The following is a 12,878-nucleotide window of genomic DNA, read 5'->3' on the forward strand; positions in this document are numbered from 1 at the left end:
AAACTCTACTGTTCTGGAAAAAACTCCGGAACAGAGAAGTATCGCTCGCCAGAATCGTAACAGAATCCAAGAACACGAGTACCCTCAGGTAGCTCTTTGACTTTCGCTGCAATAGCCGCAAGCGTTGCGCCAGAAGAAAGGCCAATCAGGATACCCTCCTCTTTAGCGGCTCTGAGAGCCATTTCCTTAGCGTCTGCCGGCTCAACCTGGGCAACATCATCAAGCAGCTCTGTGTTCATTACATCAGGGATAAAGCCCGCTCCAATGCCCTGAATAGGATGCGGGCCCGGATCACCACCCGATAGTACAGGTGATAGTGTTGGCTCAACCGCCACCACTTTAAAATCAGACCATACATCTTTCAGTACTTCTGCACAGCCAGTGATATGACCACCAGTGCCAACGCCAGTGATCATATAGTCAAGGCCTTCAGGGAAATCTGCGAGAATTTCCTTAGCTGTGGTTTCACGGTGTACTTTTGTGTTTGCCGGGTTCTGGAACTGCTGAGGCATCCATGCCCCTTCAGTTTGCTCAACCAGTTCAATCGCTTTTGCCACAGCGCCCTTCATGCCAAGCTCTTTCGGCGTCAGTACAAATTCAGCACCATACGCCAACATCACGCGGCGGCGCTCAATAGACATGCTTTCTGGCATAACCAGAATAAGACGGTATCCCTTCACCGCAGCAACCATCGCAAGGCCAATGCCTGTGTTACCTGAGGTAGGTTCGATAATTACACCACCTTCTTGCAAGGAACCATCTGCTTCAGCGTTTTCCACCATTGAAAGTGCAATCCGGTCTTTAATAGAAGCACCTGGGTTTGCGCGCTCAAGCTTCAACCAAACTTCATGGTTTGGAAAAAGGTTTGCAAGGCGCACATGTGGTGTGCCTCCAATTGTTTCAAGAATATTGGATACTTTCATAGTGTCTGTCTCTCGCAGTTCTTAAATTATGAAGCGCCACTCGCCTGCTGGCGAGCGCGAATGGATACTATTTCATCATTGTCCGCAGGTTTAAACATTACCCGTGACCACGCAGGTACCGAGCGTGTAATCCATACGTTACCGCCAATAACAGAGTTCTGGCCAACAATGGTTTCGCCGCCAAGGATAGTGGCACCGGCGTAGATAACTACATTATCTTCAATAGTCGGATGGCGTTTTTTCAAGCGCTGATCGCGGTCTACCCGCAATGCACCAAGCGTTACACCTTGATAGATTTTTACGTTATCACCAATGACCGCTGTTTCACCAACCACCACACCTGTGCCGTGATCAATAAAGAATGATTTACCAATCTGAGCACCCGGGTGAATATCAATACCAGTCTGGTGGTGAGCATACTCTGTTAACATACGCGGCAGCAACGGTACATCACGCCGATAAAGCTTATGCGCAATACGGTAAGCTACCACTGCAAAAAATCCTGGATAACTCAGAATTACTTCTTCAACCGATTGCGCGGCTGGATCACCTTCTACAAGAGCCTTGGCGTCTCGGTGGCAATCATCCGCAATACCCGGCAGGTCAGCAAGGAAGCGCTGCACAAGAAGACGAGCGCACCCAACATCCTTCCCCCGGCATAACTGATCTACAATACGGTAAAACGCGCCTTCCAGTACGCCAAGACGTGCTTCAAGCGACAAACCATCATCTTCCGCCAGAGCATACTGCGGGAACATAACTGCCATGGTCTTGTTAAGAAGATTGCCTATCTTTCCAAGGGAAAGACCAGACATATCCTGATATTTTTCATGATGTTCACGCAGTCTCTCTGCAATAGATGCAAGATCAGCTGGTGTATCTGAAATATCTGTCATACGCGCGGGTCTCCGAAATCCTGTGCCATACAGTTTATGCGTTGAGCCCCCATCTACAACCCCTTATCACACTAGAAATTCTTCACTTTCTCGCGATAAAAGGTTTTGCTCGATTAGAATAAACTTCTAACACAGAATAATAGCCTGAAGAACCTTAACTTTTTGTGTCATCATCCTTGGGCAACAGATGGCTATAACCTGCCTCAGCAATCAATTCGTGACTGCGCTCTACCACTTCTTTTTGCAGGCGGCTCATAAATTCATCTTTTGGAAGCCCATTTGGGAACGCGGGATGCACTTCAAATACAGCTGTACCAGAACGGTGCCAAAAGCCCTTACCCCAGAACAAGCCTGTATTTGTCGCTACTGTCACTACAGGCAAACTTGTGTCTTCATGCAAATGAAAAGCCCCGCTTTTCAAGCGCTTATTCTGGCCAATAGGCACACGTGTTGCCTGCGGATAAACAATAAGAGGCCGTTCCTGTGCCTGCACTTGCTCACCCACGCGCTTCATATCTTTATGTGCGTTATGCGATTGCCTGTCGATACGTACAATATTAATTTTCCTGAGCGCTGGCCCCACAAGCGGCATGGCAAACAGCTCTTTTTTCGCAAGCGCTGTTACATCCCCACGCACAGGGTATGTCATAATCGGGTCCATATTGCTCTGATGCGCGGCAGCCAGAATAAAACCACATTCCGTAGGCAGATTTTCCAAGCCACGATATTCGGCTTTAATACCCATCACCCAACGCGCAATAAACAAGGAACTACGACAAAAGGCCCCAACAGCCCAACGCATCTGCTTTTCCGTTTTAAACAGTAAAGTAGGCATCGCCACCAAAGACAAAAAGATCAATCCAAACAGATAAAAGATAACGTTAAACAAGATTGACCGAATAGCATTGATAACCGGCATGTTTCGAAGCTCCCGAAAAGTGTTACCGGATAATAATCCGGCATGAATAAGCCACTTGCCACCTTAAGCGGGTTTAACTCAAGAAAAAAATCAGCTAGTTTATCAATTGAGCTAAATTTTATGTTGTAAGGATAACCAAATGGCATCTTCGGAAAAACGGCAGGACTCTCGTCTACCAGTACTTTGGACTGGCACCATAACGACTGATGATGACCGCAGTTTCCCGTGTGATGTAAGAGATGTTTCCCATGCAGGTACTCTAATATCCTGCGATGCAGAATTTGATATGGGTGAACGCCTGCTTCTGGAGATTGAAGGATTGGGTGAATTCGCTGTGGAAATCAAATGGAAAGGCTCTGACCAGCTTGGCCTTATGATTCTCGCTGGGCCTGATCTTGTCCTGAAGAAATTTACTGAAGGCGCAGGTAGTGATATCTCCAAACAGCCGAGCGGCGTTGCTGGTGACCCTCTGGCCAATTAGCTACCAAGGTAGTTGATTACCTTTATAATCGTAAAATCCACCTGACGCATTCACCCCATCCAATGCATCCACAACTGCAGCAAGCTCTTCCGCTGCCACTGAAGGCAAGCGCACATCCAGCCCAGCCTTTTGAAAAGGCTTTGATAATCTGCTCGCTACAGTCCCGGGATGCAGCGCCACACATAATGTATCTGAATTCCTTCGCTTAAGCTCGATAGCGCTGGTTTTTATAAGCTGGTTTAACGCTGCTTTCGAAGCCCTATAACCATACCACCCACCAAGCTGATTATCCCCAATGCTCCCTACTTTAGCTGAAAGAGCTGCAACGACAGCTTTTTCTCTTTTTGCTAAGAGCGGTGTAAAGCACTTCAACACCAGCGCGGGACCAATGGCGTTAAGCTTAAACGCCTTCTCTAAATACTGGGGTGTTATCTCGCGCATGGATTTCTCTGGCATCTGGTCATCATCATGAAGAAAACCAGCCGCTACAAACAGAAACCGAACAGGAAGATCACAGTCTTTCACCTGTTCAGCAGCTCTTTTGATAGAAACTTCAGAAGTTAAATCAAAACCACTACTTCTATTAAAACAGTGAACAAGCGGGAAGCCTGTTTTACGGACAACAACTGCAAGGGCAGCACCAATGGCGCCCGAACTACCAATAATGATAGCCTGTCCATCCTTGGGTATACTTGCGAGGGCTTCCATAAAAGATATACGCAAACGCTGAAGAAACGGATGACGCAAAAACATGAGCATAGAAAAGCCAGCTCCCCAAAAAAGAGAAGCTGGCTTTATATTGTTATTACCAAAGAGCCTTACAGGGCGCGTACATCGCCAATAAAGCTATCCACCTCGGTTTTAATATTACCTGAAAGCATATCCACCTTCTGAGAAGCTTCCAGTACGGTAGATGACGCTTGACCTGTACGTTTTGCGCTTTCCGCAACAACAGCAATATCGTTATTTACCTGCTGCGTACTGTCGGATGCGTATTGCACACTGCGGTTAATTTCAGAGGTAGTGGCCTGCTGCTCTTCTACCGCAGAGGATATACTGATCATCACATGATTTAGTTCACCAACCGTATGACCAATTGTTTCAATAGAGCTCACAGCCTTCTCTGTAACAGACTGCATTCCCTTGATCTGGTTTGTGATTTCTTCAGTCGCACTTGCCGTCTGGTTCGCAAGAGATTTCACTTCTGATGCAACAACAGCAAAACCTTTACCAGCCTCGCCCGCTCTTGCAGCCTCAATCGTAGCGTTAAGCGCGAGAAGGTTGGTCTGCTCAGCAATATCGCTGATCAGTTTCACTACATTTTCGATTTCCTGAGACGACGAAGCAAGTTGCTGGATCGCCTGACTACCACTATCAGATGCTGTTACTGCATTTGCAGAGATACCATTTGCAGATTGCACCTGTTGGTTCACTTCTGAAATGGATGTGGAGTACTGCTCCAGAGCAGAAGCAATAGTGGTTACATTTTCTTGCATAGCACCTGACGCTTGCTGAACACCATTAACTTTCTGGTCTGTATCTTCAACAATACCTACCATCTCAGAAGCAGCGCCTGACATATTATCAGATGATTGGGAAAGATTTTGAACAGCTTCCTCGATATGCTCACGGAACGTTTGAATGATCGCATCAAGCCTGCTTGCTTTCTCAGCTTCCTGTTCTGCCTTAGCGCGCTCGGCCGCACGTTCTTCTTCCTGGCGCGCCCGGTCAAGTTCTTCCTGCTCACGCTGACGTTCACGCTCAAGCTCTTCTGCTTTTTGCTGTTCCTCGCGCAGTCGCTCACGTTCAATCAAATTATCTCTGAAAGTATGAAGCGCTCTGGAAATATCACCAAGCTCATCACCTCTGGGCTCAGGAATAGATACATCCATATCTCCTCCTGAAAGAGCCGTCATGGCAGATACCTGATCCTTTAGTGGCTTCACAAGAAGACGCTGCGAGAAAAGGTTCGTTGCAATGGCTACAATCACCAGTGCTGCAACCAACACCAAGTTTGCTGTTGTTGCTACCTCAGATGAGGTGGCAGCCTGATCTTCGAGAAGCGCAGTCTGCTTAGCTGCTGCATAACGCTGCAAGTCAGTACCCAAAGTATCAAGTGCTGCCTGCAGGTTTGAGGCAAGCTTATTAAAGGTGTTAATTCGGCTTACTTCTTCAAAGCGGAAGTTATTACGTGCCGCATCAAAGTTTTGTGCTTCAATAAAAGTAAGGGTTCGGCCATTAGATTCTTCAAGCAAATGAAAGGCTTGTAGCGTATTTGTAGATAAACGAAGTGCATTGAAGAAGTTGAGGCGTGCATCCTGGCTTAAAAGATCTGGATTATCTGATGCCGTAGTCGCTTCAGCAACAGTCAGGCTGATAAGCCCAAGCGTCTGTAACTTCTCTGAAAGTGCTTTGGCGGCATCTTCAAGCGTTTCAAGAGCATCGTTACTGTTACCCACGGCCTGCGCTGTTTGCGATGCGGCTCCAGCATTTTGAAGCAACATTGATGTCTGGTGACCAGAGATCATCTTGTTAACCAGCGTAAGCGATGTACGGACAAGACTGTTGATTTCAGCCACTTCTGCAGCGGCCTCATTCAGACTTTGCTGATTTTGCATCAGAGTTGCGCTGGCTTCCTGCTGGCTTGATTGCATCCCACTGTTGGATACGAGAGCAATAATGCCCATCAGCAGCATTGGTACAAGTACAAGAAGCAGTAACTTACCGCCCAATCCTGTGAAAAGACTTTTTATATTATCCACGTTCTATCCCCCACTCTCTACTTCAGTGCCCGCAGTAACTGGTGTGCAGTTACAATACGGTCATAAACATTGGAAGGCGTTCTTCCTGCTGGAGGCTCTGGCAATTCCTGACGCATGTCAGCACCCGCCAACACTTTCAAAGAACCTATTTCTGCAAGAACAGAGTTTGCGATTTCCAGCACTCGGCCCGGTGTAATACGGCCTTCAAATTGTGGTGGGATAGAAATTCCGGCAGGGATCGCAGCATTTTCAGCACTCTCAGTGAATGCTTTCAAATCTGCGAGGAACGCCATCTCTGCTTCATACACATCCTTTGGAGATTTACCGCTGGCTGGTTCAGGTAAGCTACCACTATATGCCTGCCCCATGCGCGCCGCATATAGCTTACCCATATCCTGCTCAATCACTTGAGCAATACGAAACACATCATTTGGTACAACAGGTGGAATACCAAGTGCATCTACCAACTGCGAAACGCCCTGCAGCCCCTGATATACATCTGTTGGCGATGCATTATTTTTCTTGGAAACTTCGACGCTGGCTTCAGCAATCCAGTAAAGTGGGTAAAGCTCCTTAAGACCATCGCGAGATGCGTAGACAAGATCTCTTACATTCGCCGGTGTTACTTCACTTGTCGGAGCTTCAGGCAACCGCATTTCGTCTAAGCCATTCAAACGACGCAATACTTGCACCTTCAAAAAAACCTCTCTGGCTTTCTGATAAACATGCCTTGGCCGTTTCGGATTTAACTCAAGACGCTTAAGCGAAGGTGCCGTCGTTAGGCTCGCTTTAAACAAAAGCTTCAATTCTTCCTTAACCGTATCAACGACTAAAAGAACATCCGCTGGTTTTGCACTTTGTGCTTTCACTACTGGGCTGAAAATCATCAGCCCAGCTGCGAAGATAGAAACAAATAAGGTACGCATTCTTTTCACCATTTAACCCCGCTCACGCGAAAAGACTTCCCTTTAGGAAAGTTTATTTATTTAGAAGCTTGCTGAAAGCTGGAACCAGAATTTGGTCGTGTCTGTCGAGAATTCGTCGGCGTTATAAACCGCAATTTTCGCTAGAGCCGTTACTTTACCAAATAGTTTCTTACTGATTGCAGCATTAAACTCATCACCATAATGCTGGCCGTTAATATCAGAAGAAAAATCATGATACGCGACAGTTACATTCATACCGTCAAAGAATGTATCCGTATTATTGAAACGGTACTTTGCCTCGGCATAATAATCTTCCAGACCATTTGCCGGTGTTACTACGAACTGATCTGCCCATCCGTTGAAAGCATGCAACAGAGCAAGCGGTGTCTGGAAACCACGGGTACCGTCGCCACCTAACACTTCAAGACCTGCGCGGAACTGAAAAGCGCCAACCTGAAGGCTTGGTTCAATACGGTAATATTCAACACTCACATCAAATGGATTATCTTTGATATCCTTTTGTGTAGCACCTTCAAGCGTATAGCCGATCTTTACATTCTGGCTAATTGCCTGCTTACCAGTAAAATTCGCACCAAATGTCTGCGTAGAAAGCGGCAGCGCAAACGCATCATTCATATCCAGCGAATAACCGTATACTGTTGTTTTACCAATTGTACCCAGATCAATATCTAAATTTGCCATATGAATGTTGGCATCAAAATTCCCAACTGGGGAATCATTAGTGAATGCGCGGTTCACGTTGAAAGCGTAAGAATATTTGAAATCCAGTCTATCAGACAATTTAGTTTCAAGTGTCACACCGTCAAAAGAGCGGTGGTTCTGACGCCAAACAAGCTTACTGACAAAACGCTTGTTACCCCAAGCAAGCTTACGGCGGCCAACCGTAATGAGAGTACCGGGAATACCTGTATAGGCGATATATCCCTGATCAATCTCAGCTGCTTCTGGGTCTGCTACAACAGGTAAGTCTGTCCTGCCATTAATTGTGTTATTGAAGTTACTCGTACCCAGGTTCGTTACATAACGGAATTGGCCATACACATGGAAATTAGCAAGCTTGGCAGATTTGTAACCAACAAGTGTTTGAAGCGTTGAAGCGGATGCTGTGCGATCAAAAGCATCCTGATCAACGATTTCCACTCTATGCCTTAAAGAAAGATCTAGTTCACCCTCTTTTAGAAAGTCTATAATACCATCTCTTGCTGAAGCTTGTGGTGCTACTACCCCTGCTGCCACACATAACGCTGCTACGCTAATTTTAGATAAATTCAAGTTTACCATTTTTCGCCCTGAGTTTTTTTCAGATTTTCTGAAATCAAAATTTTTTGTTCTCTTCGTGTATTTCGGAAATAACTTAAAGTTTTATTAAAGGCGTTCCTTGGCCTTCAAAAATCGAGAATGACAGCGCCGGACAATTCATACAACCCATGCTAGATATATCCCCAATATTATAAAGGAAAAGCCCTCTAAGATGCTTAGCTTTCGTAAGCTTAGCTATCTTCTACCCCTAAATTTCCTGATCGCGCTCATAAGGTGCAAAATTGACCGTGACAAAACACAAATCCTTGAGTTCACAAAAACGTGATGGGCTTATTGAATTTATTTCAAAGGTAAAATTACGCAAAAATACTGTCGTCAAAACCTACTTTTAAGAATCAAAAAGGGAACAAATTCCATATACAACCAAAGTCATAGTAAAATCACACTATTTTAGTCACATTTGTATTGTACGATAAATGCATCGAAATTCACGGTATGGTTTAATAATTTGTTTACCATATTCCTCAGCATCAAAAGCGAAGCGTGATTAGTTAAAGCCAACAATGCATAAAAAAAGGGGGGGGACTATAATCCCAGTGTGTATCCACCATTAGCAACAAAGCTAATAGGGCGCGATTATTATACACTGTCTCCTCATACCATTCATGTATGCTTCAATCATCCTTCGCTAGGGTTTAACGAGGTCATTTCAGGCACAGAAAGGCTTGCTAAAGACACCACCTCTTTTGGAAGGTACTTTTACAAATGCTGAGCACACGCATGACCGCTGGCCCAAGCCCACTGAAAATTATATCCTCCAAGCCAACCAGTGACATCTACACATTCACCTATGAAATATAATCCAGGCTGATTATTCGCTTCCAAGGTTTTGGAGCTTAAAGCTTGAGTACTAACACCACCTCGCGTTACCTCAGCTTTCTTAAACCCTTCAGATCCTGTTGGAGTTAACCGCCAAGCGGACAAACGTTTTGCAATCTCCTTGAGAGCTACATTTGGAAGATCAGCAAGGTTACCGGGCCACGATAGCGCGATTGCATCCGCGAGGCGCTCTGCCAGAACCTCATTCAAAATAGCTTTCACAGTAGATTTGGGGCGCTCTGCTTTTTGCTCTCGAAGCCAATCAAAGGCGTCAGGAATGTTCGGTAACAAGTTTACCTTAATATCTTGCCCTAAAGACCAATAAGAAGAAATCTGCAGGATAGCTGGCCCGGAAAGTCCGCGATGCGTAAATAGCAGGTTTTCACGAAACTCGGTTTTACCACAGCTTACAACACAATCAGCAGATACCCCCGCTAAGCTTTTCATAGCAGCAACCGTTTCTGGCGCAAACACCAGAGGTACAAGAGCTGGTTCTGGCTCTACAACTGGTAAACCAAATTGCTCTGCAATCTCATAAGCAAAACCGGTAGCACCCATCTTTGGGATTGAAACACCACCAGTAGCAACCACAAGCTTTTCGGCGACCAAAGCCCCGTCAGACGTTTTCAGCCAATATTTATCTGGGCCATAGCTTACGGCATCCACCTTCACACCAGTTTTCAATGTTACGCCAGAAGTCATACATTCCGTGAGAAGAATATCTAAAATCTTGCCTGCGCCTTGGTCACAAAACAACTGCCCTAGTGTTTTCTCGTGCCAAGTAGCGCCATGTTTGGAAATAAGCTCAATAAAATCCCAGTGGGTATAACGGCTGAGAGCCGATTTTGCAAAATGCGGATTTTGGCTCAAATACGCGGATGGCACTACATCCATATTGGTGAAGTTGCAGCGCCCGCCACCAGAGATAAGAATTTTTGCGCCAGCTTTCTTGCTATGCTCAAGCAGTAATACTTTCTTCCCACGCCCAGCCGCCGTTAACGCACACATTAGCCCCGCGGCACCTGCACCAATAATGATGACATCATACTCAGACATGGAAATTCCAATTTTATAAAGAAACAGATTATTCTGCGTTGCACTTTTATTGAATTTATCCCCCTTTCACAAGCTCTTACACCACCGTTAAACACCCATCCGAATCCGAAGGAAATTTCCCCTGTTACTCAACTAGCTGTTGCTATGTTCATTTACCGCTTTAGTATGGTTTTCGGTTTTAGGGGGTGCTCAATGGGGAGTTGGGCAAAAAACCACAGGAAAATTCAGATTCTTTACGATGTGTTTATGTTTCTTTAACCGCAATCGTAGATGAATTAGATGTTCGAGGAGCTTTCAGGGCTCAATTTTAGGTAAACGAGGGGCAGTTTCAACAATGGCCGCGCTTGATAGTACATCTCAGTCCAATATTTTTAGCATCCGTAATTTGCTATTCGCAGTAACCAGTGTTCTTGCCTTATTTGTGCTGGGACTAACCATTTCCAACATGAATGATGCGCTTGAAAAAGAAACACAAGCGAAACAAGCTATGCAATTGAATGAAGTGATTGACAATATCGTTTCACTCAAAATGGCTCTCGGTGATAAACGTACCGCTACATATACTGCGTATGGGGTCGCAGGCGCTGCAAGCGATGGCCTTATCACCAAAGTGACCATTAACGATAACGCTATTCTTGGCGCTTATGAAGAAATCGCTGGTGCTCTTGATAATCTCCCTCCTTTCGCGGGTGAAGAAAAGAACCCAGAATTCTACAAGTCTATCAATTCCAAATTTGCATCAGCGAAAACAGAATTCCAGAATGCATACACTGCTTATGAAGATACGCTGGAAACAATTGAAAGCGATATAGAGTCCTCTGAAAAAGAACTAAGTGGCCGTAAAGCAATTGGGCCAATGACTGACCTCATCATGGCAGCAGCGACACTGCGTTCTTACCTCGAAGAAAATTATGATTTTGGAAATGATACAATTTCCCGAGTGATGAAATTGAAGCATCAGCTTTGGTTGATGGTTGAATATGCGACGCGTGAAGCAGCATCCCTTGGTGAAAACATCTCCGGCGGCACACAGATTTCAGACATCCGTAAATCGCAAGGCGCCAGCTACAATGGTCAGGGTCAGGCTGCCTGGAGTAGTGTGCAAGGCCTCACCAACTCAATGACGATTGCTGACCAAAGCAGCAACGCAGGCCAGCTCAACAAAATGCTTGAAGATATTCAAACCGTTTTCTTTGATGAGTTCGAGAACACACGCTTTGAACTTTATGATGTTTCTGACTTTGCTGAAGAAGATGAAAACGGTGATATCTTCGTAGACTATGAAATCTCGCCTGAAGAGTGGGTTGAACAAGCTAACACCGCCAAAGCACCTGTGATGCAAATGAACAGCTATGCTGATACACTTGCTAGAGCACTAAATGAAAAAGGTGTAGACGATGCATCCAGCAGCGTATGGACATCCATCCTTCTTATGATCCTAGTCGTTCTTATCGGCGGCGGCGCATTCTATATTGTGAACTTCCGCGTTATTCGCCCAATTAATGCGCTATCCGATACAATGGATGTATTGGCACAAGGTAATCTGGATATTGATATCCCGTTTACTGAACAGCATGACGAAATGGGCTCCATGGCTAATTCTGTTCAAGTCTTCAAAGATAACGCTCTGGAACGCCGTGAAATGGAAGCGCGCCAACGTGAGCAGGAAGAGCAAGAGCGTCAGCGTAAAGAACAAGAAGCGGAAATGAAACGCCGCGAAGATGAAGAGCGCCGTATCCGTGACGAACAACAAGCTGAACAGGCTCGTATTGAACGTCGTAACGAAATGCTGAAACTAGCTGATCAGTTTGAAGAATCTGTAATGGCCGTTGTGGAAAGCGTTTCTGGTTCTGCATCAGAAATGGAAACAGCAGCTGGCGGCATGGCTTCTACTGCAGAAGATACTTCACAGAAATCTAATGTGGTGGCAAATGCTGCACAGATGGCCAGCAGCAATGCTCAGATGGTGGCTAGTGCAGCAGAGGAACTATCTGCCTCTGTACGTGAGATCACGGGTCAGACGACACAGTCTAGCGCTGCTGCACGTGATGCAGTGAACCGGACAGAGAATGCCGGTAAGGATATTTCCGAGCTGGTAGACGCTGCGCAAAAGATTGGTGACGTTGTAAAACTTATCAACGATATTGCCGAGCAAACAAACCTTCTTGCCCTCAACGCAACTATTGAGGCTGCTCGTGCAGGTGACGCAGGTAAAGGTTTCGCAGTAGTGGCATCTGAGGTGAAATCACTTGCGAACCAAACAGCTAATGCAACGCAAGAAATCAGCGAGCAGGTTGGCAGCATGCAGCAGGCCACAAATACCGCTGTGCGTGCTATGGATGAGATCAAGAGCATTATCGGTGATATTGAATCAACTTCTGTATCCATTGCCTCTGCTGTTGAAGAGCAGGACGCATCAACACAGGAAATTGCTCGTAACGTTTCTGAAGTATCCAGCGGTACAGAGGAAGTAACCTCCAACATCCATGCGGTGAATGAGGGTGCTACATCTACAGGTGCTGCTGCTACACAGGTACTTGGTGCCGCACAGCAGCTTACACAGCAGTCTACAGACCTCCGCGGTCAGGTAGAAAACTTCCTGAAAACTATTCGGGCATAGAGCTTGGTAATCTGAACAAATAAATTAGAAGCCCTGCCTCATACGGCGGGGCTTTTTTTATGCTACATCCCTGCAGATAACGCCCCCCAGTTATACTTAGTGCTGTACCTTACTAGATAAGATAAACAAATGAGC

Annotated in this window: 10 protein-coding genes; 2 read left to right on the forward strand and 8 right to left on the reverse strand. The window is 45.8% G+C overall.

Annotation, left to right across the window (positions count from 1 at the left end; translation table 11 throughout):
* Positions 1–5 precede the first annotated feature (5 nt).
* From cysK to KFE96_RS17990, 3 genes are all read right to left on the reverse strand, one after another.
* On the reverse strand, positions 6–923 hold the full coding sequence (gene cysK / locus KFE96_RS17980; RefSeq protein WP_255833914.1) for a cysteine synthase A: 918 nt from the start codon (positions 921–923) through the stop codon (positions 6–8).
* A gap of 26 nt (positions 924–949) precedes the next feature.
* Positions 950–1,819 (reverse strand): serine O-acetyltransferase EpsC, encoded by an 870-nt coding sequence (gene epsC, locus KFE96_RS17985; protein ID WP_247017689.1) that lies wholly within the window; start codon positions 1,817–1,819, stop codon positions 950–952.
* 154 nt (positions 1,820–1,973) lie between these two features.
* Entirely contained in the window at positions 1,974–2,738 is a 765-nt protein-coding gene (locus KFE96_RS17990; protein ID WP_255833915.1) for a 1-acyl-sn-glycerol-3-phosphate acyltransferase, read from the reverse strand.
* Between the two features lie 139 nt (positions 2,739–2,877).
* Here KFE96_RS17990 and KFE96_RS17995 point away from each other — a divergent pair, with 139 nt between their 5' ends.
* Complete coding sequence (locus KFE96_RS17995; RefSeq protein ID WP_255833916.1) at positions 2,878–3,219, forward strand: PilZ domain-containing protein; 342 nt, start codon at positions 2,878–2,880, stop codon at positions 3,217–3,219.
* Here the strand turns inward: KFE96_RS17995 and KFE96_RS18000 are convergent, their stop codons facing one another.
* The 5 genes from KFE96_RS18000 to KFE96_RS18020 all read right to left on the reverse strand — a co-directional run bounded on the left by KFE96_RS18000 (position 3,220) and on the right by KFE96_RS18020 (position 10,123).
* Complete coding sequence (locus KFE96_RS18000) at positions 3,220–3,978, reverse strand: SDR family NAD(P)-dependent oxidoreductase (protein WP_255833917.1); 759 nt, start codon at positions 3,976–3,978, stop codon at positions 3,220–3,222. It lies immediately after the preceding gene.
* A gap of 59 nt (positions 3,979–4,037) precedes the next feature.
* Positions 4,038–5,981 carry a methyl-accepting chemotaxis protein gene (locus KFE96_RS18005; RefSeq protein WP_255833918.1) on the reverse strand — a complete coding sequence of 648 codons (1,944 nt, stop codon included), beginning with the start codon at positions 5,979–5,981 and terminating at the stop codon, positions 4,038–4,040.
* A 17-nt stretch (positions 5,982–5,998) separates the two neighbouring features.
* Positions 5,999–6,907, reverse strand: coding sequence for a hypothetical protein (locus tag KFE96_RS18010; RefSeq protein WP_255833919.1), 909 nt, complete (start codon positions 6,905–6,907; stop codon positions 5,999–6,001).
* Positions 6,908–6,967: 60 nt separating this feature from the next.
* Positions 6,968–8,164: an alginate export family protein gene (locus KFE96_RS18015; RefSeq protein ID WP_255833920.1), complete on the reverse strand. Its 1,197-nt coding sequence runs from the start codon at positions 8,162–8,164 to the stop codon at positions 6,968–6,970.
* Between the two features lie 783 nt (positions 8,165–8,947).
* A complete protein-coding gene (locus KFE96_RS18020) occupies positions 8,948–10,123 on the reverse strand; it encodes an NAD(P)/FAD-dependent oxidoreductase (protein WP_255833922.1) in 1,176 nt (391 codons plus the stop codon).
* 334 nt (positions 10,124–10,457) lie between these two features.
* On the opposite strand from KFE96_RS18020, the gene KFE96_RS18025 reads away from it, so the two are divergent.
* Positions 10,458–12,743, forward strand: a complete 2,286-nt coding sequence (locus KFE96_RS18025) for a methyl-accepting chemotaxis protein (protein ID WP_255833924.1) — start codon at positions 10,458–10,460, stop codon at positions 12,741–12,743.
* The last annotated feature ends 135 nt before the right edge of the window (positions 12,744–12,878 follow it).

Source organism: Kordiimonas sp. SCSIO 12603 (assembly GCF_024398035.1).
In the GTDB taxonomy this organism is placed as follows: Bacteria; Pseudomonadota; Alphaproteobacteria; order Sphingomonadales; family Kordiimonadaceae; genus Kordiimonas.